We start from the raw sequence: 24,455 nt of genomic DNA, 5'->3' as shown, positions 1-24,455 counted from the left end.
TTCTCCGCCGGGACAACGGGAAGCCTCCGGACAGCAGAGTTTTTGCCTGTCTTGGAGGTTTTCCATGTCAACGGGCGCCATCATCGGCCTTGTGGTCGCGGTTCTCGTGGTGCTGGTGGTCCTCGCATTCGTGCTGAGGCCCGCCATGCAGCGCAAGAGGTTGCGCGACCGCTTCGGCCCCGAGTACGACCACGCGGTCGAGCAGAGCGACAGCAGAACGGCCGCGGAGAAGGAACTCGCCGCACGGGAACGCCAGCACAGCGAGTTCGACCTGAAGCCGCTTTCCCCTGCGGCACAGGAGAGTTACCGGCGGCACTGGGCAGGCGTGCAGGCGAAGTTCGTGGACTCGCCGGAAAAGGCGATCACGGAAGCGGACCGGCTGGTCACCGATCTGATGGCCGAGCGCGGCTATCCCACCGAGGGTTACGAGGCGCAGCTGAGCGTCCTGTCGGTGGAACACGCCCGGACCCTTGAGCACTACCGCAAGGCGCACGACATCTCCGAACGCCAGGAGATCGGCGAAGCGAGCACCGAGGACCTGCGCACCGCGATGGTGCACTACCGCGAACTGTTCACCGACCTGCTCGAACACGGTGCGGCTCCCAGCAAGGACCGTGAGGCCGCGCGGAAGGAGAAGACGGATGTCTGAGACACCCGTGAGGAAGGCTCCGGTGACGAACGACCCCGCGTCGGCGCCCTCGCATCCTCAGCAGCGGCAGGGTGAACACGACCTGCGCCAGGATCCGCGGCAGGACACCCGGCAGGACCCGCGGGATCCGCGGCAGGAACAACGACAGGAGCAGCGCGAGGACATCCGGCAGGAACAGCAGCCGGTTCCCCCGCAGCACCAGCAGGAAAAGCCTGCCGCCGCGCAACACCAGCAACAGGAACGGACCGCCGGGCGGCTCGAGGACGAGTGGCAGGCCGTGCAGTACGAGTTCGTCGACGACCCGAAAGCGGCCGTGCGCAAGGCGGACGAACTCGTGACGCGGGCGATCGGCGAGCTCACCGCCCGTCACCGTTCCCTCACCAAGCAGCTCGAGGAAAACGGTGATCCACAGACAGAGGACCTGCGACTGGCTCTCCACCGTTATCGGGAACTGTTCAAGTCGCTCGTCGCCGTGAAGTGAACTGGTAGCCCCGGCGCCGCGGCCGTAACAGGTGGCGGCGCCGGCAGGCATGTTCCAGGCTTTCCCGATCAGCTGGGCAGCTCGCGGATTTCCATCTCCAGCACGTCGATCTCGTCGCTGATGGCCTCATCGAGCATGTCGTCCAGCAACTTGCGGCACTCCGCCGATCCGCATCGCGGCAGCCCCGCGCCGAACCGCGGCACCTGCTCCCACCACACCGCCGGGTTGTTCCAGAACGACCCGGAGCCCTGGTCGACACCTTCGAGGCAGCGCAGCCTCTGGTCGCTTTCCGGAAGAGCTCGCACGAACTCGATGAACAACGCGAGTGCGTCGGGATTGCTCACCGGGACCGCGCCGTAGCCGCGCAGACAGTCCTCGAGTTCAGCGAGGAACTCCGCCTTGAAGGACACGGCACACCCCCGCTCCTCCGCACCGTTGCGGACATCCAGAGTTCGTACCGTCAACAGTACCTCCGTGACTTGAGCGGGAAACGAGTGCGAACGGGCGGTATCTTCCTGCGCGCAAACGAGGTCCGGTGACCCGCAGTCACTTCGCCGATCCGTTACGCACCCTCGTGCATCACGTATCGAGACACGAGGAAACCGTTGTCCAGCTTGACGATCTGGCCCACGACCAGCTTGTCGGCCGGATCCGCACCGGACAGGTCGCTCGCGCCGGGCCGGGCGAACGTCAGCCTCCCGGACGCGCCGGGGAAGTCACTCAATGTGCGCAGCTTCCCGAAGACGGCTTCTCGTGTCGCCCCAACACCAGTCGAGCGGGCGACCACGCTGACGGCATCATAAGCAAGCAGAACGTGTCCGTTGGGGCCCGAAAGGAATGCCTTCCGCGCATGCCGTTTTTGCGCCGCCTCGTAAGTGGTGAAGAACTGTTGCGTCGACGGGGGAATCGGCTCACGGCCAGGTGGCCACGCGAACGTTGTGAAGTACAGCTTGCCGTCGGCGATTCGTTTGACGTCTTCCAGATCCGTGAAGTTCGTCGTCTCCAGCTGAGTCAGGTCGTCGCCGCCGAACACCACCGGGTCGGTGCAGTTGCTGTGGCTCAGCTCGGTCAGCAACCCGCCGACCTCCGCGGTGCGGCCCGTGTAGAGGATGAGCGGGTTAGTTGTCTTCTTGCAGATGTCCGTCACGACCTTGCCGAGCTGCGCGGCGACCGAGTGCGCCGTCTCGTCGTAGTCGTGCACTTCCGGCGCGAGCACGTCCTGGAACTCCTCCGCGAGATCCGAGCTGTACTCGTCCCCTGTGCTGCGCAGGAGGTGCAACGGGCGGCCCCGCAACGCTTCGGTGCGCTCGATCATCCTGGCGGCGACCTGTGCCTGACGATCGTTGGCCGGGGCGATGCGGAAGAAGTACGGCTTCTGGCTGAAGCTCGTCGACGACAGGGACGAGCCGACCATCGGGATGCCGTCCGGGTGATCCTTCGACGGGCCCAGCACACCGAGCGCGGCCAACGTGGTGCCGCGGCTCTGCCCGAGACCGGTCACCGCGACCACCGACCGATCTCGGCCGGCGTACGCGCGGATCTCCTCCGCGACCCTCTCCGCGTACCTGGACTCGCCGCCGAAGTTCGCGAGTACGAGGCGCACCAACGGATTGCGGCCGAGACCGTCGAGCTGGTTCCAGTCGCGCTGCGCCAGGTACGTGCCGCGCAGCTCGTTCACTCCGGCGGACAGGTCGCGCTTCACCCGCTCGCTGGAGCTGAGCATCGTGGCGACGACGATCGTGACCACGCTGCGGTCCTTCACCTTCGCGGCGCGGGCGTTCTCCTCGGCGATGAGCTTCGCTAGCTCCTCGACCTCCGCGTCGTCGTTGTTCTGCGACGCCGGGTCACCGTAGGCGAACCGGCCGGGTTTCTCACTCAGGCCGACGCATTGCACTCCGTCCATTTGGACAGGCGGGTGCGCCGGCCCGCGAGGTCCGCCACGAGTTCCGCCGGTTCGTAGACGCCGTAGCGCAAGCAGTTGTTGCTGTCCTGGAGGTAGAAAGCCGCGCCGTACAACACTAGCAGCGCGACGACGAGGTAGACAGCCACGCGCCGCAACGCGTTGCGACCGGGCCAGCGCCGCGGATACGGGTAGCGGCCGACGCCGGACGAGCGCGGCAACGGCGCCGGTGGTGATGCGGGCGTGTTGTGTTCGAGCGCGTTTCGTTGCGCGGTAAGCGGTCAGGCGTTCCTCGGCGCCGTTGAGCTCCTGGTGGGTGCGCAACACCTGGTCGTACATCTCGACCGTCGGCCGCACGATCCTGCTGAGCGAACGCAGTTCCCAGGTCGCGATGACGGCGTCCTCCAGCAGCCCGGTTTCCGGCCGCACCACGCGGTCGTAACGGCGGTGGAGGGTGCGTTTCGCGTCCTTGCCCTTGATGTCACTGCGCAGGCGTTCCCACCACGTGCGCGGTTCTTCGCCGAACTCCGGTTCGCCCTCGCCCGGCGGCATCGGGGCCTCGGCGATGGCGGCGAGCTCGGCGATCCAGCGGTCACTGCGTTCGTCGACGTGCGGGCGCAGGCGATGCGCGACGAGGTGGACTTCGCCGAGCGCGAGCGCGTGGTAGAGCGCGTCCTCGCGTTGCCCGAGGCTGTCGTAGCGATCCTTCAGCAACCGATGGACGTTGCGGTGCGAGAACAGCTGGTCCTCGGGAACCTCGCGAAGCCGGCGCGCCAGCAGATCGCGCAACAACGGGTGCAGCACGAAGTTGTCGCCCTGCTGGCTCACAAAGCTCAGCTGTGCCAGCAGAGCACGCATGTTCTCCGCCGACCACGTCGACGGAAGCAGCGCGCGGATCACGTGCCGGTCGAGCAGGCGCGGGGCGGCGAGGCGGGCGAAGATCTCGCGCGCGGCCTCGCGTTCCGGCATCTCCTCCGCGCCGGGAATCCGTTGGAAGAAGCGGAGAAGCAGGTAGTCGCCGACCGTGGCGTCCTGGAACGTCGTGGTCTCGTCGACCGGTAGCCGTTCGTCGAACACCACGCGCACCGACGGCAGCACCTGGTCGCGCGCGAACACGAACTGCACGAGCTGGATGGCGAGCCGGACCGCGAGCGGGTGGCCGTGCGTGACCTCCTGCAGCTCCTCGACGAGCGCCTCGGACTCGACCGTGCTGTTGCGGGTGCGGTTCCACTCGGCGAGGAACTGCCGCGTCTGCGCCAGCGTGAACGGCTCCAGGCGCACCGGCAGGAACACCGATGGTGCCGAGTCGGGTAACGACGGCGCGGACTGCTTGGTGGCGATCACGAGCAGCGGCACGTGCGGTTCCTTGACGCGCCGCTCGGCGACCAGGCTCAGGAAGTCGGTGGCGCGGGCGGCGGGCCGTGGCCGTTGCGGTGGCAGGTAGGAGTCGATGCCGTCGAGCAGGTCGGCCCCGTCGAGCAGCAGCAGGCTGTTCATCCTGCGGTAGCCGCGGAACCGGTAGGCGGCGGTGATGTCGGCGAGGAACGCGGCGACGAGCAGCCTGTCGATCTCCAGCGTGTCGCCGGAACGGTTGAGGCTCCACGTGTGCACGAGTGCGGCGTCGAACTTCAGCCGCTGACCGGACTTCAGTTCGTGCCCGACGTAGTTCTCGAACCACCGCAACGCACTCGCGACACGCGGCCCGCCCAGCAGCCAGCGCAACGGCCGCGGCGCGATGACGGCGAGTCCGATGAGCCACAGCAGAAGTGGCCTGAGCACCTTCCCGAGGCCTTGCGCGGGTGGCAGCATCTCGACGACCTCGGCGGCGTCGGCGACCGCGACGAGCCGGGTCATCTGCTTGGCGGCGAGCTCACGCGCGCGGTGGTGCGGGTCGTCGGCGGGCTCGTTGTACAGCGCGAGACGGGCGAGGTCGTAGCGCGGCAGCCGCATCCGCCCGAACTCGGCGTGCTGGTAGGACCTCAGCTGCTCGGCGGCGACGTCGAGGATGTCCTTGCAGGAACGGGAACCCGCCCGGTCGAGGTCGACCTTGGCGGTGGGCGCGTCGCGGTAGCGCCGGCGGACGTGGTCGAGCAGCGACGTCTTGCCGCTGCCACCGGGACCGAACGCGACGATCACCGGCAGCGGCTGTTTGTGGCGGCGCTCCACCAGCGACTCCACCAGGGCGGTGATGTCGTCCCTGCCAACGAGCCCGATCTCCGATTCCAGCGCCATGATCCTCAGACGCCTCGGAGACCGGTTCTGTTCCGTTCCTAACGGTCGGCGTGCAGCCGCGCGACGAAACTGAACCGATCACCCCGGTACAGCGACCGGGCGCGTTCGATCGGGTGGCCGTCGACGTCGTAGGAGACGCGGTGCAGCAGCAGCATCGGCAGCGCCGGGTTCGTGCCGATGAGCAGCGCCTCGCGCGGTGTGGCCAGCACGGTCTCGACGCGTTCCTCCGCCTCTGCGAAGCGCACGCCGAGGCGTTCGGTGAGGCAGGCGTAGAGCGATCCCGCGGGGTCGAGCTTGTCCATCAGGTCGGGGAAGCGGCGGCTGCTCAGGTACGTCGACTCGAGGCCGATGCGCTCGTCGTCGGCGAGCAGGACCCGTTCGAGGTGCACGACCGGGTCGCCCGGTTCGAGCATCAGGTCGCGGGAGAGGCCCTCGTCGGCGCTGAGCTCCTCGAGCGTGATCACCGTGCGGGCCGGTTCGACACCCTGGCGTCGCATGCCCTCGGTGTAGCTGACCAGCGACAACGGCTGGACGAGCTTCGGCGGCGCGACGAACGTGCCACTGCCCTGGCGGCGGATGAGCTTGCCTTCGAGCACCAGTTCGCTGACGGCCTGGCGGAGCGTGACGCGCGAGACGGAGAACCGTTCGGCGAGCTCGCGTTCGGACGGCAGGACCGTGCCTTCGCCGAGGGTCTCGACGAGGTCGAAGAGCTCGGCCTTGACCGCGTAGTAGCGCGGGACTCGGCCGTGTTCGGGAATGCCCGCGCGAACGGGTCGATCAGCACGGTGCGGCGGGACGCGGTTCACGTGGCGTGAGCATACGTCACCTTCTGTGCGATCAGGGGGCCAGCTTCGGCGGGTCGGGGATCTTGTAGCCGGAAGATCCGATGTTGACCTCCAGCGACTCCCGCCAGGCGCCCGAGTCGATCATCTTCTGCAACGCTGCCTGGACCTTCGCCTTGCTGGCGGGGTCGTTGCGGCGCAGGCCGACGCCGTACTCCTCCTTGCTGAACGGGTCACCGACGACCCGCAGGAGCTCCGGGTTCTGGGCGGCGTAGCCCGCGAGCAGGACGTCGTCGGTGGTGACGGCGTCGACGTTGTTGGCCAGCAGCGCCGTGACGCAGTCGCTGAACTTCGCGTACTCGACCAGATTCACGTCCTTGGCGAACTGGTCCTTCACGTACGCGGCGGACGTTGAGCCCGCGGTGGAGCAGAGGCGCAGGCTGGCGTTGAGCGACTTCGGGCCCTCGATGCGGCTCTCGTTCATGCGCACCAGCAGGTCCTGGCCCGCGACGAAGTACGGGCCGACGAAGTCGACGATCTCCTTGCGCTTGTCCGTGATCGAGTAGGTGGAGACGACCATGTCGGCCTCACCGCTGGTCAGCAGCGTCTCCCGGTTGCCGGGCTGCGCTTCCTTCCAGGTGATGTCCTGCTCCTTGACGCCCAGCTCGTTCGCGATGAACTTCGCGACGTCGACGTCGAAACCGCGGTAGCTGCCGTCGAGCCTGCGAACCGCCATCCCCGGCTGGTCGAACGACACGGCGATGACCATGCGGTCGTTCGCGCTGACCTTTCCAACCATCGTGGACTCGTCGCCACCCGCGCACGAGGCGAGGAGAAGCAGAGCCGCACATGTTGTCGCCACCAGGCGGAGGAGCGCTCTCGGCGTCATTCGTCCCTCTTACAGCGAGATTCCACGGGCATGCGCCGACGCACCTTGGCAGCGTTGCTCGGCGATGCCGGGAAACCTAGGCGGCTATCCGACGCATGTCCATACCTCTGCGCGAATGAGACAACGGAATCGTTGCGGTCGGCGAGTCAGCGCAAGCGGCGCGGACCGGCGTCGTGCAGGGACGGAGGTGGGCCGATGACTACGCGCGCGCTGCTGACGAAAGCCCCTGCGGCAGAAGCAAGAACGGGTTCGAGTTTGAGCGAGCGGACTTCCGGGAGGTCCTCCGCCAGTGCCGCCAAACGGAGTACCAGGTCCTGAAGTGCTTTCAGGTCCGCGGGTTCGTCGCCGCGGTAACCGGTGAGCAACGGCGCGGCTTTCGGCGCGGCAACGAGTTCCGCGGCGTCGGTGTCGGTGAGGGGTACCGCCCGGTAGGCGCGGTCGCCCAGAAGATCGCTGACGAGACCCGACAGTCCGAACCAGACCAACGTGCCGAAGCTCGGATCGTCCTGCAGGCCGAGAACGCAACTGACTCCCTTGGGCGCCATGCGTTGCACGTACACGCCCGGTTTGCCGCTCAGCGCCGCGAGGTCGTGGTAGGCGGCCTTGACCGATTCCTGCTGCGCGATGTCGAGCCGTACACCGACGAGGTCGGTGCGGTGGCGGAGGCGTTCGCTGGTGGCCTTCATCGCGACCGGGTAGCCAAGCTCGTCGGCGGCTGCTGCCGCCTCCTCGGCGCTGTGGGCGATGCGGAACGGGACGACGTCGATGCCGTAGCAGTTCAGGAGCTCGACGGCCTTGTCGTCGTCCAGCAGGCTTTCGGTCTCAGTGTTGTCCACAATGGACCGTGCATGTTCGGTGTCGATACCGTCCGGGCGAGTGAAGTTGCCCTGGGGTGCGGCGCGCCAGCGGGCGTAGCGGATGACGCGGGCCAATGCGAGAACGGCGCGTTCCGGACTGGCGTAGCTGGGAATGGAACCTTTCCCGGGAACCCGCAGCTCCTCCGGAATTCCTTCGACCGCGAGGAACGTGGAGACGATCGGTTTCGTGCCGTGCACGGCTTCCCTGAGCGCACGGGCATAGGCCGTGCCGGGGACGGCGATGGGTGGCACGAACACGACGACGAGAGCATCCGTGGCGGGACGGACGGCCGCTTCCTGGACGGCCTTGGCGAACTCCTCCGGCGTCGCCTGGGCGCCGACGTCGACGGGCTCGCCCGCGAGCTCGAGGTCTTGGGCGAGCAGCGTGTCGGCGGCCAGCAACCCGATGGCGGTGGAGTTGCCGACGACCGCGACGCGCTTGCCCTTGGGCAGCGGTTGATTGGCCAGCAGGAGCGCGGTGTCGAACAGCTGGGCCAGCGAGTCGACCCTGATCACGCCGGCCTGCTCGAACAGCGCCTGGACGCTCGCCTCGTCGACCTTCGCGCCGGTGGCGGCGAGGCCGGGGACGACCGCGTGCCGTCCCGACTTCACCGCGACAATGGGCTTCGTGCGGCCGAGCCGTCGCGCGAGCCTCGCGAACTTGCGCGGGTTGCCGAACGACTCCAGGTAGAGAAGGACGACGTCGGTCGAGGGGTCGGTCTCCCAGTACTGCAGCAGGTCGTTGCCGGAGACGTCGGCGCGGTTGCCCGCCGAGACGAACGTGGACAGGCCGAGGCCCCAGCCCGCGGCGTTGGCGAGGATGGCCGTGCCAAGGGCGCCTGATTGGCAGAAGAAGCCCGCACGGCCGCGTGCCGGGAGCTTCGGGGCGAGGCTCGCGTTGAGCCTGACCTTGGGGTCGAGGTTGAGCACGCCGAGCGCGTTGGGACCGACGACACGCATGCCGTGCGCTCTCGCCTCGGCCGCGAGCCTGCGCTCGGCCGACAGACCGTCCGGACCCGTCTCGCCGTAGCCCGAACTCACGACGACGAGCGCCTTCACGCCTTTGGCGAGGCACGCGTCCATGACCTCGTCGACGCTGGCCGCTGGGACGGCGACGACGGCGAGGTCGACGTCGTCGGGGATGTCGAGCACGGTCGGGTAGGCCCGGACGCCCCTGACGGCGCGGTGCTCGGCGTTGACCGGGTAGACGGGCCCGTTGAAGTCGGCTTCGAGGAGGTTCTTGAGGACCGCGTGCCCGATCTTGGTCGGATCGCTGGAGGCGCCGATGACCGCGACCGATCTCGGGTGCAGCAGGTTGTGCACGCTGCGGGCCTCTGCGGCCTGCTCGCGCGCTCTGGCGACGGCGACGGACTCGTCGGTGGGGTCGATCGCGAACTCCAGATGCAGCACGCCCTCTTCGAACGCCCTGCTGACCTGGTAGCCGGCGTCGCGGAACACCCGGACCATCTGCCCGTTCTCGGCCAGCACCTCGGCCTCGAACCGCGTGAGCCCGACTTCTCTGGCGGCCGCGGCGAGGTGTTCGAGCAGGATGCTGCCCAGCCCGCGCCCCTGATGCCCGTCCTCGACGACGAACGCGACCTCGGCGCTCTCCCCGCCGTGCAGCCGGTCGAACCGCCCGACCGCGACGATGTCGTCCCCGAGCAACGCGACGAGCGCCACGCGGTCGTGGTGGTCGACGGTGCTGAACCGTTCGAGGTCGCGCTGCGGGATTCGCGGATAGGGCCCGAAGTAGCGGAAGTACCGCGTCCGCTCGGACAGCCTGCCGTGGAACTCCCGCAGCTTCTCGCCGTCGTCCGGCGTGATCGGTCGCAGGTGGACGGTGCCGCCGTCGCTGAGGACGACGTCCGCCTCCCAGTGCCGGGGGAAGTCGAACGGATCTCTGGCAGCGGCCACTGGCTTTCAGTCCCTGGGGTCGTCGGGATCAAGTCCGTGCAACGGGAACACCGCGCGCCGGGTGTCGCGAATCGCCTTGTCCACCGGCTCCTCCGCGTCCCCGCCCCACGGTTGGTACCCAGCGTCGCACTCATCAGTCATCGACGCAGGCAACGGCCAGTCAGGTGCGATGCGTGTCGCATGCGCCACCCAGTCCGCGGGCAACGGCCGGTTCGGGTCCACATCGCGGTCCAGCACCGTCGCCAGCAGGTGCGTCCACGACCGCGGCACAACCCTGAGCAGCTCGTACCCGCCGCCCCCGAGCGCCAGCCACTTGAACCCGTGCTCGTTCACCAAGTCCCGGAACGCCTGGTAGATCGCCCGATGCCCGTCGACGCTCAACGCCAGGTCCGCGAGCGGATCCTCCCGGTGCGTGTCGACACCGCACTGCGTGACCAGCACCTGAGGCCTGAACGCCTTGAGCAACGCCGGCACCGTCGCGTGAAACGCCCGCAACCACGCACCGTCGCGCGTCCCCGCCGGCAACGGCACGTTGACCGCACTGCCCTCGGCCCCGGCACCACCGACCTCACCGGCCCACCCGGTCCCAGGCCACAGGCTCATCGGATGCTGATGCAACGAGACCGTCAACACCCGCGGGTCGTCCCAGAACGCCGTCTGCACCCCGTCCCCGTGATGCACATCGACATCCACATACGCGATGCGCTCCACCCCGTTGCGCAACAACCACTCGATGGCCACCGCGCAGTCGTTGTAGACGCAAAACCCAGCCGCACTGTCCGGCATCGCGTGGTGCAACCCACCGGCGATGTTGACCGCCCGATCCACCTCACCCGACGCAATGGCCCGAGCCGCCACCAACGACCCGCCGACCACCAACGCCGAAGCCTCGTGCATCCGCTCGAAGACCGGGTTGTCCGGCGTCCCCAGCCCGTGCCCGACATCCCACCCGGCCGTGGGCGCCGCCTGCACGGCGCTCAAATACCCGGGCCGATGCACCAGCTCGATCTCCTCGTCGCTGGCCGCCTCGGGCACCCGCAACTCGACGCCCTCAAGCACCCCGAGCGCCGTGGCGAGCCGGACGGTCAGATCAAGCCGGACGGGATTGAGCGGATGGTCGCCACCGAGGTCATACCCCAGGAAGGACCGATCCCAGACAACAGCGGCTGGCTTACCCATAGTCCAGCAACCTACCCACCGATCGGCTCAACCGGTGATCACATCTCGGTCGCCCCACGTGCCCACCATCCTCAGGCCGCCTACAGTCGCACCCCGGCCACGAACGCCCGGAACCGATCCGACCGAACAGGGGTCAGAGGCGACATGCACCTGCGACCAGCGGCCATCCTCCTAGCGCTGATCCTGCCCCTCGCCGCCGTCACAGGCTGCAGCCAACAGGTCAAGGGCTCAGCCGCGGCCGACCCCAACGCGGCCCCCGCCACCCCGCCCGCAACCTCGAAGAAGGCTCCCACCAGTACCTCGCCCTCGAAGCCCGCGGACCCCACCGCCCCGAAACCACAGGGCGACACCAAGATCACCACGAAGAAGAAGGCCACCGGCCTGGAAACCTGCGGCGTCCTCAAAGCCGCGGACATCGAAGCGGCGACCGGCGGCAAGTCCTCAACGGACGGCGGCTGCATCCACGCCACCACCGGTCCCACGACCCTCATCACCCAGATGGTCATCGCCCCCGACGTAGCAGGCCAGGAGGGCGAGAAGAAGCAGATCGAAATCGGCGGCAACACAGCCTGGCAGGTCAGCGCCTCGAAGGAGGACTGCCAGGTCACCGTCATGCTGACCGACGACCCGGCCGCCCTCGCTCCAGCCTTCTCGGTGAGCGTGGTGGCCATCGAGGAACTGGACACCTGCGCCACCGCCCTGAAACTCGCCACCCAGGGCTTCGAACGCATCCCCAACGCCTGACACCACACCCGAGGCCGCTCCACCGGCCGAGCCGGCGTCAGCCGCCAGTTGCGACCTCCCGGTCCAGCGCACACCAGTTGGACCACGACCCGGCGTACAGCGCCGCCGGCTTCTCGGCCGATGTGATTCCGGCAACCTCCAACGCCATCACGACGGACGAGGCGGTCACACCAGACCCGCAGTAGGCGCCCACCGCCACGTCACCCGACGCACCAAGGCCCGCGAACCGCTCCGCCAGCTCCGCGGCACCAAGCCAACGCCCGTCAGCCCCAACATGCCCGGTCGTCGGCGCGTTGAGCGCACCGGGGATGTGCCCGGCCTTGGGGTCCACAGGCTCCGTCTCCCCGCGGTAACGCGCCGCGGCCCGCGCGTCGAGCAGCACGCCCTCCCGAGCGAGCGCCGCAGCCTCCTCCGCGTCCAGCACGGGCATCTGACCTGGCCGTACCACCACGTCCCCGGCCGCTTCACCCGTCAGTGGCGCCGGCTCCTCCGCCGTCACCGGCAGCCCGGCCGCTTCCCATGCGGCGAACCCGCCGTCCAGCACCGCGACCTCGCTGTGGCCCGCCCATCGCAGCAGCCACCACACCCGCGCGGCGACCGAGCCGTCACCCGCGTCGTACGCCACGACCTGGCTGTCCTTCCGCACACCTGCGCGGCGCAGGACCGCCTGCAGCTGCTCCGGATCCGGCAGCGGATGCCTGCCGCCGACCCCCGGAGGAGCGGACAGCTCGGTGTCCAGATCCACGTACACCGCGCCGGGCACGTGGCTGACCTCGTAGTCTTGGCGTCCGGGTGGCCCACCGAGACGCCACCGGACGTCCAGCACGACGGTGGCCGGTCGCGCACTCAGCGCGTCGGCGAGGGCCTCAGGAGTGATCAAGGGATGCACGACTCACATCCTGCACCCGCGCGGACACCTGTGTCCCCCGGCACGACTACCATTGACACCATACGAAGGGGAGCGGGTGTGAACGACCTCATCGACACCACGGAGATGTATCTCCGCACGATCTACGAGCTCGAAGAAGAGGGCGTCGTGCCACTGCGCGCCCGCATCGCCGAGCGTCTGGGCCAAAGTGGACCGACGGTGAGCCAAACCGTCGGCCGGATGGAGCGCGACGGCTTGGTCGTCGTGGCGGAGGACCGCCACCTCGAGCTCACCGAGCAGGGCCGCAACCTCGCGATCGCCGTCATGCGCAAGCACCGGCTCGCCGAGCGCCTCCTCGTGGACATCATCGGGCTCGAATGGGAGCACGTGCACAGCGAGGCATGCCGCTGGGAGCACGTGATGAGCGAGGCGGTCGAGCGCAAGCTCATCAAGCTGCTCGGCAACCCCACCACCTCGCCCTACGGCAACCCGATCCCCGGCCTCGACAAGCTGGGCGACGGCGAGCCCGCCCCGCCCGCCGAGGCGGACCTGGTGCGCGTGGACGAGGTGGCCCGCCGCGGCGGTGGCCGCGTCGAGGTGCGCCGCATCGCCGAGCACGTCCAGCTCGACCCGGACCTCATGTCCGAGCTGAAGGCCGCCGGCGTGGTGCCGGGCGGCACCGTGGAGGTCGAGGCGCTCGGTGGCGCCAAGGTCATCCAGGTGCGCGGCGGCAACGGCAACGTGGCGGAGCTCGACCCGGCGGTCGCCCACGCCGTCCTGGTGCTCGCCCGGTGACCCAGGCGGCGACACCGGCGGAGAAGGCGGCCGAGGCGTTCGAGCGCCTGCACGGACGCGCTCCCGACGGGGTCTGGTCGGCACCGGGCCGCGTCAACCTCATCGGTGAGCACACCGACTACAACGACGGCTACGTGCTGCCGTTCGCGTTGCCCCACCGCATCGCGGTCGCGGCGTCGCCCCGCGCGGACGGTGTGCTGACCGTCAGCACGCTCGGCGACGACGGCGGGGTGCAGGACGCGGCCCCGGCCGTGGTGGCCGACCTAGTCCCGGGCACCGTCAAGGGGTGGGCCGCGTACCCCAGCGGCGTCGCCTGGGCTCTGCGCGAGCAGGGGATCGGTGTCACCGGAGGGGCGGACCTCGTTCTCTCGGGCGACGTGCCCGCCGGGGCGGGACTCTCCTCGTCGCACGCCCTGGAGTGCGCCGTCGCGCTCGCGCTGCTCGGGCTCGCCGGCGTCGACGCCGAGCGGCCCGACATCGCGCGCTGGGTGCAGCGCTCCGAGAACGACTTCGTGGGTGCGCCAACCGGCATCCTCGACCAGACGGCATCGCTGAGCTGCATCGAAGCGCACGCCCTGTTTTACGACGTGCGCTCCGGCAAGTCGGAGCAGATCCCGTTCGACGCGGCTGCCAGCGGGCTCGAGGTGCTGGTCGTCGACACCCGAGCCAGCCACTCCCACGTCGACGGCGGCTACGGCGCCCGGCGGGCAGGCTGCGAGCGCGCCGCCGAGATCCTCGGCGTCCCCGCGCTGCGCGACGTCGACGTCGACGAGCTCGACGACACGCTCGTCCGGCTGCCCGAAGAGCTGCGTCCGCTGGTGCGGCACGTCGTGACCGAGAACGACAGGGTCCTGCGCACCGTCGAACTGCTCCGCGCGGGCAAGCTCGCCGACATCGGTCCCCTCGTCTCCGCCTCCCATGCGAGCCTGCGGGACGACTACCGGGTCTCCTGCCTGGAGCTCGACGTCGCCGTCGACGCCGCGATGGAGGCCGGGGCTCTCGGCGCCAGGATGATCGGCGGCGGTTTCGGCGGCTCGGCCATCGCCCTCGTGCCCGTCGAACGGCACGACGAGGTCGAGCGGTCCGTGCTCGCCGGCTTCGCCTCGCGCTCGCTCACGCGGCCGAGGCTCTTCACGGCGGTTCCGTCCGCGGGCGCGGGCAGGGACCGGTAGCGAACAACGATCTCGACCAGGAATGCGAGGACTGTGGTGAAGCTGCTCGTCACGGGCGGAGCCGGATACGTCGGCAGCGTGTGCGCTGCCCGGCTGCTCGAAGCCGGACACGAAGTCGTCGTCCTCGACGACCTCTCGACCGGGCACGAGGACGCCGTCCCTGCGGGAGCGCGCTTCATCCGGGGTGACATCGCCGAGGTGATCGGGGACGTCCTCGCGGAAGGGTTCGACGGCGTTCTGCACTTCGCGGCGAAGTCCCTCGTTGGCGAGTCCATGCAGGACCCCGGCAAGTATTGGACGGGCAACGTCCTCACCGCGATTCGTCTGCTCGACGCGATGAAGGATCACGGCACGCCGAAGCTCGTCTTCTCCTCGACTGCCGCGACGTACGGCGAGCCGCGGGAGGTGCCGATCCCCGAGACCGCGCCGACCTCGCCCACCAACACCTACGGCGCCACCAAGCTGGCCATCGATCACGCGATCACGTCGTACGCCGCCGCGCACGGCCTGGCGGCGACGAGCCTGCGGTACTTCAACGTCGCCGGCGCCTACGGCAGCATCGGCGAGCGGCACGCGACCGAGACGCACCTCATCCCGCTCGTTCTCCAGGTCGCCCTCGGGCAGCGGGAGCACATCTCGATCTACGGCGAGGACTGGCCCACCGAGGACGGCACCTGCGTCCGCGACTACATCCACGTCACGGACCTCGCGGACGCCCACCTCCTCGCGCTCGATCACGCCACCGCTGGTGAACACCGGATCTACAACCTCGGCAACGGCACCGGCTTCTCGGTCAAGCAGGTCATCGACACCTGCCGCGAGGTCACCGGCCACCCGATCCCCGCCGTCGTCGCCCCCCGGCGCGCCGGCGACCCGGCCGTCCTCGTCGCCTCCGCCGAGCGGGCCCGCACGGAACTCGGCTGGAAGCCCGAGCGCGCCGACCTCACCGGCATCGTCCGCGACGCGTGGGAGTTCACCCGCGCCCGGCACGCCTGAGCCGGAATGACCGACTTCGCCTCCTTCGAGAGCTACAACGCCACGCCCAGGCTCACGTCGCTCGCGCTGTCCCCGGACGGCACGCGGCTCGTCACGGTCGTCTCCTCGCTCGCTCCTGACGGCAAGACGTGGCAGGGCGCCCTCTGGGAAGTCGATCCCACCGGCGAGCGGGACGCCGTCAGGCTCACCCGCTCCGCCAAGGGAGACTCCTCCCCCGTCTTCGCACCGGACGGGTCGCTGCTGTTCCTGTCGGCGCGCCCGGACCCTCTCGCGAAGCCGGGCGAGACCAAGGAGCAGAAGGCGCTGTGGCGGCTTCCGGTCCGCGGTGAGGCCGCCGAGGTCCTGAGGCCGGGCGGCGGAGTCGGTCAGGTCCGTGCCGCGGGCGAGACGCTGCTGTTCACGTCGTCGGCGTACCGCTTCACGGAGTTCGGAGACCAGGACAACGCCAAGCGCAAGGCTCGCGAGGACGCCGGCGTGACGGCGATCCTGCACGAGTCGTACCCGATCCGGTACTGGGACGCCGATCTCGGCCCGAGCTACCCGCGCCTGTTCTCGGCTCCCCTCGCGGACATCACCGCCGAGAAGGTCACCACCCTCAGCGAAGACGCCGAAAGCCGGCTCAGCGACCAGGACATCGCGTTGAGCCGGGACGGGAAGTGGGCCGTCCACGGACACGGCGTCGACGTCAGCGCCCCCTACGGCCGCCGGACCGAACTGCGGCTCGTGGCGACGGCCGGCGGCTCGCCACGAGTCATCGCCGGCGAGGAGGGTTTCTCCTTCTTCGACGCCGCCTTCACACCCGACGGCACCGCCGTGATCGCGGTCCGGTTCCGCGAGTCCACGACGGACTCCCCGTACCGGCGTGATCTGGTGCGAATTGATCTGGCGGACAGCTCGATCACGCCACTGGCGCCCCACTTCCAGGAGGAACCGGACAGCCCTGTGGTGAGCCCGGACGGGTCCGCGGTCTTCTTCACCGCCAGCCACCTCGGGCACCAGCCGGTGTGGCGGCTGGACCTCGCGAGCGGCGAGATCACGAAGCTGACGGTCTCGGGTTACTACAGCGACGTGGTCGTGAGCCCGGACAGCAAGACGCTGTACGCACTGCGCAACTCGATCGACCACCCGCCACAGCCCGTGCGGTGCGCCACCACCGGAGCCGACCAGGATCCAGAACGCCTGCGCGCGCCCGGCGCCATCGCCTCGGTGCCCGGCACCCTCACGGAGATCTCCACGGTCGTCGCCGACGGCAGGACTGTCCGCTCGTGGCTCGTGCTGCCGGAAGGCGCCTCCGCCGACTCTCCCGCTCCGCTGGTGCTGTGGGTCCACGGTGGGCCGGTCATGAGCTGGAACGGCTGGACCTGGCGCTGGAACCCCTGGCTGATGGCCGCCCGCGGGTACGCCATCTTGCTGCCCGACCCCGCCCTGTCCACCGGGTACGGACCGGACTTCATCAAGGCCGGCTGGGGCCGCTGGGGCGCTGAGCCCTACACCGATCTCATGGCCATCACGGACGTCGCGGTCGAGCGGGCCGACATCGACGCTTCCCGGACTGCGGCCATGGGTGGTTCGTTCGGCGGTTACATGGCCAACTGGATCGCCACCCAGACCGACCGGTTCCGCGCGATCGTCACCCACGCGTCCCTGTGGCACCTCGACGCGTTCTCCGGTGGCACCGACAGCTCCTACTTTTGGATGCGGGAGATGGGCGACCCCCTCACCCAGCCCGAGCGGATCCAAGCCAACTCCCCGCACCTGCGGGTCGCCGACATCAAGACGCCGATGCTGGTCATCCACGGGGACAAGGACTACCGGGTTCCCATCGGCGAGGGGCATCGGCTGTACTTCGACCTCGTCCGACACGGGGTCACTGCGAAGTACCTGTATTTCCCAACCGAAAACCACTGGATCCTCACCCCCGGAAACTCTCGGGTCTGGTACGAGACGGTGTGGGCGTTCCTGGCCGAGCACGTCCTGGATCAGGACTGGGAGCGGCCGGAACTGCTCTGAGTGCCGGTGCCGAGCAACCTGTGGGCGCTGTCCAGGTATTTGGTGGACAGCGCTCGCATCTCTTCCGGCGGGAGAGCGGTGCTCAGCGCGGCGCGGAGGAGCTTGGCCAGCGAATGGCCGGGACAGGCTTCCTCTGCCGCGTCGAGCGCGATGGACGCGATCCCGCCGTCGCCGCGCTGGTAGGCGTAGAACGCGAGCAGGCATGCGGGCTCAGCGCGCTCCGGTGCCGGGCACGACCTGGTGAGCTCGAGCCACAGTCGCTCAGCGAGTCGGGACCTCGCCTGCGCCGCGAACGCCATGCTCGCGTCCCGGACCTCTGGGATCGCCAATGCTCTCGCCAGTGCGACGATCTCCGCGTCCGGCAACGGCCCCTTGCGTTCCTCCACCGCGTCGATCGCATCGCGCACCCTCTGCAGTTCGACACCCGGATCAGGCTCGCCGGAGCTCGTCATGAGGTCGTCGAGCAACGCGGACCTGCGTTCCAACGCCTCCGCTGGGTCCAGCGCGGCGATTGCGGCCAAAGCAGCACGCGACTCGAACGTCACGTTGCCTTGGTGTGCTGACGCGGCGGCCACGGCGGACAGACCGGGATCCGGAAGTGTTCCGTGGCAGTCGATGTCGAGGTAGCAGAGCCACGGGGCGTCCTTCTGACAGGACGGCAGCCACACGGCTTCGACGACCTCGATGCCCACGCCACCCAGTTTGTGTCTGAGCATGCTGACCAACGGTTCGTGCGGCAGTTCTTCCGGCATGTGCTCAGTCGGAGGGCACACCACCGCCAGGATCACGTCCGTCGCCTGGTGTTCGAGCAGCGGCGCTTCCAGTTGGGCCGCAAGCATTCCTCTATGTCGTGGGCGCGGTAGATCGACGCGCATGGTCATGCTGATCACGCGGTCCTTCAGCACCAGCACGATGAGCGAGTCCGCCGGGTGGAATCCCATCAGATGCGGGATCGCGGCGTAGAGGTCGCCGGCGCCGCGGACGCGGATCGGTTTCGGGAGGGTTGTGGGCATGGGCCCACATTGGCGGGTCGGGAGGGGTGGGGGACTGGCTGGCGGGGAAGTTGTGGACAACTCAACGGGTGTGGACAGGTTGAGATCTTGGAGCGCTCGGGAGCGGGTCTTGTCGTGGGTGGGTGGTAGGTTGCCGCGCTTCGGTCCCAGCGATCCGGGACCGAAGCGCGGCATCACGTCAGAACGTCTGGAACACCGCGCGCCAGCCGCCGACGACCGGCAGCTCGACGGAGGTCCGGGCGAGGTCCAGCGAAAGGCCGGCACCCGGCTTCGGGCGCAGCGTGTAGTCGTAGTCGCTGGAGATCAGCACGAACTCGAGCCGGTGACCGGCCTTCAGAACGTAGTCGTCCGGCACGATCGGCACGCTGACGTCGTAGAACTTGCCCGGCTTGATCGGCGACGTCTTGTCCGGCCGCTCGCGGTTCTGCGGGTCGGTCGAACCACGGGTGATGACGTGCGACTTCCCGTCCGGTGCACGGTCGACGAGCAGCGTCGTCACGTTGGCCGCGGGGCGGTCGAACGCGATCCGCAGGTGCGCGGTCGACTTGCCCGAGAGTCGGAACGGCTTCTGCGCCGGCTCCGAGGTGTAGGAAAGCCGGTTCGGCGAGGACGCCTGGTCGATCAACGACTCCGCCGTCTTCGTCGCGTCGTCGGTCAGCTTCTCCACGCCGTGGCCGGGCCGAATCCCCAGACCTCCCTTGGCAGATCCGCCCGGAGTCAGTCGCAGCCGCACGTCGGACGTGCCGGGTGCCGGCCAGTCCTTCTCGTCGACCCACGTCTTGTCCTCGCGCTGCAGCGTCGCGCGAGGCTCCTTGTGGACACCGTTGCGGTGACCCCAGAGGTACTGCGTGAACCAGCGGTTCAGCGTGCGCCGCCACTCGACCGAACGCAGCGTGTCGGCGTCGGTGTGGCCGGACTGGTGCAGCCAGATCTTGTGCGGCACGCCGACCTTCTTCAACGCCGAGTACCACTGCTCGACGTGCGTCATCTTGACGTTCCAGTCGTTGAGCCCGTGCACCGCCAGCACGGCCGCACGAACCTTGCGGACGTCGTTGAGGTAGTTCCGCTTGTCCCAGAACTCGCTGTAGTCGCCGGTGATGCGGTCCTGGTCCTTGGCGATCTCAGCGATGATCGGCTTGCAGATCTCCTTGTCCGCGCGCGTGTAGACGTACTCGGCGAGCACATCAGCGTCCTCGCCCTGGAACGTGCCGGGGGCGACCACGGCGCCGTCAGCGCGGTAGTAGTCGTACCAGCTGGAGATCGCGGCGATCGGCACGATGGCTTCCAGACCGCGCACACCCGTGGAGGCGACGGCGTTGGGCAATGTTCCGTTGTAGGAGACGCCCATCATGCCGGTCTTGCCGGTCGACCAAGTCGCCTTGATGGCATCACCGGTGGCAGTACGCGCCGACGCACGGCCGTTGAGCCAGTCGACGACGACACGCGCGCCGATCGTCTCGTTGACGTCGCCCGTCGTCGGGCAGCCCGTCGACTTGCCGGTGCCGAGCGACTCGGCGTAGACGACGGCGTATCCGCGTGCGATGAAGTAAGCCTCGTAACGGGTCGACGTGATCGGGTTCGGGCCAAGAGCGGCCGTGACGCGTTCGTCGGCGGAGGCCTTCAGCAAACGGCCGTTGCGCTTGTCAGGCACGTACAGCTCGACGTCGACGTTGTGGTTGGCGACGTCGTTACCGCCCGAGAAGTACGGGCTGACCATGTAGACGACCGGGACCTTGAGGCCGCGTTCGGTCGCGCGCGGCCGGACGACCTCGGCGTAGACCTCGTCGTCCTTGCCGTCGCGGTCGCTGTCGACCGGCGCCCGGACCCAAAGGCTTTCCTTCACCACGTCCTTCGGGTCGAAGACGGGCTGCGCCTCACCGTCCTTGAACACGGGCCCTTCGGCGGCTTGGGCCGTCGCCGGCAGGAAGGGCAGGACAAGTACCGCTGTCAGCAGTGCGACTCTTCGTGCGCCCCTCACGAGGCACCCCCAATGCAAGGCCAGGTACTGGGATTCGCCCTGCACCCTTCCCCTTGACTGCAAGACATGTCACCCGTCGATCGGCTCTTGACCTGAGAGCATGGGCCGTGCACATTTCCGACTTCGTCCACGCGCTGCCGAAGGCCGAGCTTCATGTCCACCTCGTGGGCGCGGCTTCCGTCGACACCGTCCTCGCACTCGCCCGCAACCACCCCGATGGGCCGGTGCCGACCGACGAGGCCGCGCTGCGGAAGTTCTACGAGTTCACGGACTTTCGGCACTTCATCAACGTGTATGGAGTCGTCAACGACCTGGTCACGACGGGAGAGGACGTCCGCACTCTCGTCGTCGGATACGCCCGCGACGCCGCGCGAACCAATATCCGATATGCAGAGCTGACGATCAGCGCGACGAGTCACCTGCGGGCGGGCATCGCACCCGACGAACTCGTCGAGGCGCTGGACGCCGGCCGCAAGGAAGCACTCGCCGTGCACGGCGTAGCGCTGCAGTGGATCTTTGACGTCCCCGGTATCTGGGACCGCGACTGGGGTATGACGAGTGCGCGGTTCGCGTCCGAGTACCGGCCGGAGGGACTGGTCGGGTTCGGGCTGGGCGGCTTCGAGTCGGACTCGCCGCGGACGAAGTTCCGGGAGGCGTTCGCGATGGCGCGCGACGCCGGGCTGCACATGGTGCCGCACGCTGGCGAGACGACGCCGCCCAGCGAGATTTGGGCCGCAGTGCACGATCTGCAGGCAGAACGGATCGGGCACGGCGTGAGCGCGGTGCAGGATCCGGAACTGCTGCGGCATCTCGCCGGCGAGGGCATCGTCGTGGAGGTGTGCCCGACGTCCAACATCCGCACCGGCGCGGTGAAGTCGCTGGACGAGCACCACTTGCCGCGGCTCGTGGAGGCCGGCGTGCCGGTGACGATCAGCACCGACGACCCCGGCATGTTCCACACCGACCTGGACCGCGAGTACCTGGTGTGTCATGAACGGTTCGGGTTCGGCCGCGACGAGCTCGCCGGCCTCGCACGGGCGGCGGTCCGGGCGTCGTTCGCGCCGGCCGAGTTGAAGGACCAGTTGCTGAAGGAGATCGACGCCCTATGAGTAGTGCGTGCGTGGTGACGACGACCGTCGACTCGGAAGAGGCCGCGGAGTCGCTGGCGAAGGGCATCGTCGAGGCACGGCTCGGCGCGTGCGTGCAGATCGTGCCGATTCGCAGCGTCTACCGGTGGGAGGGTGAGGTGCGCGTTGACGCGGAATGGCAGTGCGTCGTGAAGACCTCCGCCATCCGCGCCGACGAACTCGTTGAGCACATCAAGGCGCATCACACCTATGACGTACCCGAGGTCGTCGTCACCCCCGTGGCCGGAGGCAACGACGACTACCTCGCCTGGGTGTCAGAGGAGACTTCGTAGGTGACGCGGCAACGGCTCGGTGTGCAGAACGCCGAGCCGTTGTGTCGCCCTCGTCAGCGCCACGTACAGCTCGCTGGGCGACATGTGTTGCGGTTCGACGACGATGACGACGTCGAACTCCAGCCCCTTCGACGCACGCGGCGACATCCAACCGCCGCCGATGACAGCGATCGTGCGGCCGTCGCGCACATCGGCGTGCGCGTCGAGTTCGTCGCGCACGGCCGCCGATATATCAGTCACGCGGCGCGCCCACGGGCGGACGCCGGTCTTGCGCACCGACACGGGCGCCGACGCGTCGGGGTCGACGAGCTTCAGGACAGGCGTGGCGACGGCCATGATCTCGCCGGGCGTGCGGTAGTTGACCTCCAGCCGCCGGTAGGTGAACCGCTCGAACACCGAACCCCAGCTCCGGACACCACCCGCGGCCTGACGCTGGGCCAGGTCGCCCACGACGGTCATGGACCTGTTGGGGCACCGCCGCAGCAGTACGCGCCAGTCCATTGCGGACAGTTCCTGCGCCTCGTCGACGACGACGTGGCCGTATGTCCACGTACGGTCGGAGGCGGCTCGTTCGGCGAGAGAGCGGTGGTCGCGCATCTCATGCCGGACGGCCAGCACGTCTGCGTTGACGAAGTCGGTGACGATGTACTCGTCATCGTCCGCGCGTTCGTCGATCGAGAGGACGTCCATGACGCCGCGTGCGTATTCGAGCTGTTCCTCCTCCTCACGCTTTGCCGCGCGCACTGCGGCGCCGTCGGACCCGAGCAGTTCAGCGAGCTCGTCGAGCAGCGGCACATCGGACACCGTCCACGCTTCGGCGTTCTCCCGGTACAGCTCCGGCGCGCCGATCCGGAAGCACCGGCCCGCATACAGGTCGGCGAGCAGCTGTTCCGGCGTGAGCTGTGGCCACAACCGGTCGACGGCGTCGCGCAACGCCGTGCTGTGGCGCAACTCGTGGCGCACGTCCTCCTCGATCTCCGGCCAGTCGACGCCGATGAGCCGCAACGCCGGCGCGACGAGTTCCTCGGCGAGTGCGAGGAAGAAGTACTTGCGGGCGGCGTTGTGCGGTAGTCCGTAGTAGCGCGTCTTCTCTCGCGCGACGGCGGCGACGTGCGCGTCGAGCGGGACGACGACGTCCTCCAGCTCGATCTCGATGGGCTCGTCGGGAAGCTCCTGACGGTCGGCGACGGCGACTGCCAGCACATCCAGAACTGATATATCGCCTTTCAGTCGTTGCAACGACGGGGTGTCCTCGACGTCGGCGAAGACACCGGGGTAGAACTCGCCTGGCGTCGCGAACACAACGTCGGTCTCCCCCAGCGACGGCAGAACGTCGCCGACGTAGCGGAGGAAGCCGGTGTTCGGGCCGACGATCAGCACACCGTGCCGCGACAGGCGTTCACGACGCGTGTACAGCAGGTATGCCACCCGATGCAGGGCCACGGCGGTCTTGCCGGTACCCGGACCGCCCTCGATCACCAGTACGCCGGGGCCCGAGTAGCGGATGATCTCGTCCTGCTCGGCCTGGATGGTCGCGACGATGTCGCGCATAGTCGCGGTCCGCGGCGCGTTGAGGGCGTCGAGCAGTGCTGTCGTGTCGGTCAGCAGTTCGTCGTCGTGGAAATCGCGCAGCTCCCGGTCTCGAACGCGGAAGTGGCGCCGCAGCACCAGGCCTTCCGGGTTCGCGGCGGTCGCGGTGTAGAACGGCCGTGCTGCCGGTGCACGCCAGTCCAGCAACAGCGGTTCGAAGTCGTCGTCGAACAAGCCGACGCGTCCGATGTAAGTGCGTTCGCCTTTCTCCGAGTCGATGCGACCGAAGACCAGCCCCTCCTCCGCCGCGCGGTACTTCGCGACCTCCCTGGTCAGCACACCGACAGCGGCTTCGCGGTCCAGCCTCTGGGTGAGGTTGTCCCGCAGCGCGGCCGCCAGGTCAGCGGCCGCTTTGTTCCGTTCCTGATCGAGCTTTTCATACAGAGAGGTGATCCGTGCCTGTTCGCTCGCCAACACCTTGCCCCCTGTGATACAATAATTCTGTCTTCCCGGAAAATTCATTCCGAAAATACAAAGCCATTCTTTGTATCACAGATCAGCCGCGCACGGCACCCGTTGCCAGATCTGCGATAAAATTGCGCGCGCCGACGAGGAAGACGATCGGAAGCGGTATCACCGCAGGCACCGTTCCCGCTATCAGCATGCCGTTGTCGGTGTCGTGCGTGAGGTTGAGCTGGCCCAACGCGACCTGAAGCGCCACCCGGTCCGGGTCGACCAGGACGACCATCAGCCGCAGATAGTCGTCCACACGCTGATGAACGTGAAGATCCCGAGGAACGCGAGCGCAGGACGCACCACCGGCGGTCCGACGTGCCAGTCCAGCCGGAAGAATCCGCAGCCGTCGATCCGCGCCGCCTCCAGCAATTCGTCGTGCACCGCCTGAAATGTGCTGACGCAGCTAGTACTACAGCCGCAGGCCGTGATCTTTGAGTCGTCGCTGGTAGTGGCATTGCCGGGCGCGGTGTTGGTGGCGTCGTCGCCAGTGTGACCAGGCCTCGGTGTGTGAACGCGGGTGCGGGGTGAAG

The 24,455-nt window shown here is 68.5% G+C and carries 20 protein-coding genes and 1 pseudogene; 9 read left to right on the top strand and 12 right to left on the bottom strand.

What is annotated here, in order from left to right; all coding sequences use genetic code 11:
* The first annotated feature begins 64 nt into the window (after positions 1-64).
* Entirely contained in the window at positions 65-649 is a 585-nt protein-coding gene (locus ABFX45_RS43235) for a hypothetical protein (protein WP_346136903.1), read from the top strand.
* Positions 642-1,130 carry a hypothetical protein gene (locus ABFX45_RS43230; RefSeq protein ID WP_346136901.1) on the top strand — a complete coding sequence of 163 codons (489 nt, stop codon included), beginning with the start codon at positions 642-644 and terminating at the stop codon, positions 1,128-1,130. The genes ABFX45_RS43235 and ABFX45_RS43230 overlap by 8 nt, the downstream gene beginning before the upstream one ends.
* Positions 1,131-1,198: 68 nt before the next feature.
* Here ABFX45_RS43230 and ABFX45_RS43225 read toward each other — a convergent pair whose 3' ends face one another.
* The 6 genes from ABFX45_RS43225 to ABFX45_RS43200 all read right to left on the bottom strand — a co-directional run bounded on the left by ABFX45_RS43225 (position 1,199) and on the right by ABFX45_RS43200 (position 10,883).
* Positions 1,199-1,594: a hypothetical protein gene (locus ABFX45_RS43225; RefSeq protein ID WP_233440098.1), complete on the bottom strand. Its 396-nt coding sequence runs from the start codon at positions 1,592-1,594 to the stop codon at positions 1,199-1,201.
* 98 nt (positions 1,595-1,692) lie between these two features.
* A complete protein-coding gene (locus ABFX45_RS43220) occupies positions 1,693-5,262 on the bottom strand; it encodes a hypothetical protein (protein ID WP_346136899.1) in 3,570 nt (1,189 codons plus the stop codon).
* A 38-nt stretch (positions 5,263-5,300) separates the two neighbouring features.
* Positions 5,301-6,068, bottom strand: coding sequence for a GntR family transcriptional regulator (locus ABFX45_RS43215; RefSeq protein WP_346136897.1), 768 nt, complete (start codon positions 6,066-6,068; stop codon positions 5,301-5,303).
* Positions 6,069-6,099: 31 nt separating this feature from the next.
* Positions 6,100-6,843 (bottom strand): glutamate ABC transporter substrate-binding protein, encoded by a 744-nt coding sequence (locus ABFX45_RS43210; RefSeq protein ID WP_346136895.1) that lies wholly within the window; start codon positions 6,841-6,843, stop codon positions 6,100-6,102.
* 236 nt (positions 6,844-7,079) lie between these two features.
* Positions 7,080-9,704, bottom strand: coding sequence for a bifunctional acetate--CoA ligase family protein/GNAT family N-acetyltransferase (locus ABFX45_RS43205; RefSeq protein ID WP_346136894.1), 2,625 nt, complete (start codon positions 9,702-9,704; stop codon positions 7,080-7,082).
* 6 nt (positions 9,705-9,710) lie between these two features.
* A complete protein-coding gene (locus ABFX45_RS43200) occupies positions 9,711-10,883 on the bottom strand; it encodes an acetoin utilization protein AcuC (protein WP_109640452.1) in 1,173 nt (390 codons plus the stop codon).
* A 144-nt stretch (positions 10,884-11,027) separates the two neighbouring features.
* Here ABFX45_RS43200 and ABFX45_RS43195 point away from each other — a divergent pair, with 144 nt between their 5' ends.
* Positions 11,028-11,627: a hypothetical protein gene (locus ABFX45_RS43195; protein WP_109640453.1), complete on the top strand. Its 600-nt coding sequence runs from the start codon at positions 11,028-11,030 to the stop codon at positions 11,625-11,627.
* 37 nt (positions 11,628-11,664) lie between these two features.
* On the opposite strand, the gene ABFX45_RS43190 is transcribed toward ABFX45_RS43195, so the two are convergent.
* Positions 11,665-12,516: a sulfurtransferase gene (locus ABFX45_RS43190; RefSeq protein WP_346136891.1), complete on the bottom strand. Its 852-nt coding sequence runs from the start codon at positions 12,514-12,516 to the stop codon at positions 11,665-11,667.
* 78 nt (positions 12,517-12,594) lie between these two features.
* Here ABFX45_RS43190 and ABFX45_RS43185 point away from each other — a divergent pair, with 78 nt between their 5' ends.
* Genes ABFX45_RS43185 through ABFX45_RS43170 form a run of 4 tightly spaced genes read left to right on the top strand, consistent with a single transcriptional unit; the run spans position 12,595 to position 17,468 of the window.
* Positions 12,595-13,290 carry an iron-dependent transcriptional repressor DtxR gene (locus ABFX45_RS43185; RefSeq protein ID WP_109640455.1) on the top strand — a complete coding sequence of 232 codons (696 nt, stop codon included), beginning with the start codon at positions 12,595-12,597 and terminating at the stop codon, positions 13,288-13,290.
* Positions 13,287-14,462 (top strand): galactokinase, encoded by a 1,176-nt coding sequence (gene galK / locus ABFX45_RS43180; RefSeq protein WP_109640456.1) that lies wholly within the window; start codon positions 13,287-13,289, stop codon positions 14,460-14,462. The genes ABFX45_RS43185 and galK overlap by 4 nt, the downstream gene beginning before the upstream one ends.
* 36 nt (positions 14,463-14,498) lie before the next feature.
* The gene (gene galE / locus ABFX45_RS43175; RefSeq protein ID WP_211337633.1) at positions 14,499-15,458 is read left to right on the top strand and encodes a UDP-glucose 4-epimerase GalE; all 960 of its coding nucleotides are present in this window, start codon (positions 14,499-14,501) and stop codon (positions 15,456-15,458) included.
* A 6-nt stretch (positions 15,459-15,464) separates the two neighbouring features.
* On the top strand, positions 15,465-17,468 hold the full coding sequence (locus ABFX45_RS43170; protein WP_346136888.1) for a S9 family peptidase: 2,004 nt from the start codon (positions 15,465-15,467) through the stop codon (positions 17,466-17,468).
* On the opposite strand, the gene ABFX45_RS43165 is transcribed toward ABFX45_RS43170, so the two are convergent.
* Positions 17,438-18,481 carry a DUF4192 domain-containing protein gene (locus ABFX45_RS43165; protein WP_109640459.1) on the bottom strand — a complete coding sequence of 348 codons (1,044 nt, stop codon included), beginning with the start codon at positions 18,479-18,481 and terminating at the stop codon, positions 17,438-17,440. The two genes, ABFX45_RS43170 and ABFX45_RS43165, sit on opposite strands and share 31 nt — an antisense overlap.
* A gap of 178 nt (positions 18,482-18,659) precedes the next feature.
* Positions 18,660-20,459: a Xaa-Pro dipeptidyl-peptidase gene (locus ABFX45_RS43160; protein WP_112229272.1), complete on the bottom strand. Its 1,800-nt coding sequence runs from the start codon at positions 20,457-20,459 to the stop codon at positions 18,660-18,662.
* Positions 20,460-20,566: 107 nt separating this feature from the next.
* Between ABFX45_RS43160 and add the strand changes: the two genes are divergently transcribed.
* The gene (add, locus tag ABFX45_RS43155; RefSeq protein WP_346136885.1) at positions 20,567-21,568 is read left to right on the top strand and encodes an adenosine deaminase; all 1,002 of its coding nucleotides are present in this window, start codon (positions 20,567-20,569) and stop codon (positions 21,566-21,568) included.
* Entirely contained in the window at positions 21,565-21,879 is a 315-nt protein-coding gene (gene cutA / locus ABFX45_RS43150) for a divalent-cation tolerance protein CutA (RefSeq protein WP_346136883.1), read from the top strand. The genes add and cutA overlap by 4 nt, the downstream gene beginning before the upstream one ends.
* Here the strand turns inward: cutA and ABFX45_RS43145 are convergent.
* The 3 genes and pseudogenes from ABFX45_RS43145 to ABFX45_RS43135 all read right to left on the bottom strand — a co-directional run.
* Positions 21,862-23,886: an ATP-binding domain-containing protein gene (locus ABFX45_RS43145; protein WP_346136881.1), complete on the bottom strand. Its 2,025-nt coding sequence runs from the start codon at positions 23,884-23,886 to the stop codon at positions 21,862-21,864. The two genes, cutA and ABFX45_RS43145, sit on opposite strands and share 18 nt — an antisense overlap.
* 79 nt (positions 23,887-23,965) lie before the next feature.
* Positions 23,966-24,178: an ABC transporter permease family protein gene (locus ABFX45_RS43140; RefSeq protein WP_346136880.1), complete on the bottom strand. Its 213-nt coding sequence runs from the start codon at positions 24,176-24,178 to the stop codon at positions 23,966-23,968.
* A pseudogene (locus ABFX45_RS43135) lies at positions 24,157-24,455 on the bottom strand (hypothetical protein); the annotation flags it as partial. The gene ABFX45_RS43140 and the pseudogene ABFX45_RS43135, both read right to left, overlap by 22 nt.

The sequence above is a fragment of the Lentzea roselyniae genome, from assembly GCF_039537795.1.
GTDB classification, from domain to species: domain Bacteria; phylum Actinomycetota; class Actinomycetes; order Mycobacteriales; family Pseudonocardiaceae; genus Lentzea; species Lentzea atacamensis.
This window is presented reverse-complemented; position numbering and strand designations above follow the sequence as displayed.

Bases quoted from the DNA above. Each gene is read 5' to 3' on its own strand.
- ABFX45_RS43235 (WP_346136903.1), top strand. From the start codon at position 65: ATGTCAACGGGCGCCATCATCGGCCTTGTGGTCGCGGTTCTCGTGGTG.
- ABFX45_RS43230 (WP_346136901.1), top strand. From the start codon at position 642: ATGTCTGAGACACCCGTGAGGAAGGCTCCGGTGACGAACGACCCCGCG.
- ABFX45_RS43220 (WP_346136899.1), bottom strand. From the start codon at position 5,262: ATGGCGCTGGAATCGGAGATCGGGCTCGTTGGCAGGGACGACATCACC.
- ABFX45_RS43210 (WP_346136895.1), bottom strand. From the start codon at position 6,843: ATGGTTGGAAAGGTCAGCGCGAACGACCGCATGGTCATCGCCGTGTCG.
- ABFX45_RS43200 (WP_109640452.1), bottom strand. From the start codon at position 10,883: ATGGGTAAGCCAGCCGCTGTTGTCTGGGATCGGTCCTTCCTGGGGTAT.
- ABFX45_RS43195 (WP_109640453.1), top strand. From the start codon at position 11,028: ATGCACCTGCGACCAGCGGCCATCCTCCTAGCGCTGATCCTGCCCCTC.
- ABFX45_RS43170 (WP_346136888.1), top strand. From the start codon at position 15,465: ATGACCGACTTCGCCTCCTTCGAGAGCTACAACGCCACGCCCAGGCTC.
- ABFX45_RS43165 (WP_109640459.1), bottom strand. From the start codon at position 18,481: ATGCCCACAACCCTCCCGAAACCGATCCGCGTCCGCGGCGCCGGCGAC.
- cutA (WP_346136883.1), top strand. From the start codon at position 21,565: ATGAGTAGTGCGTGCGTGGTGACGACGACCGTCGACTCGGAAGAGGCC.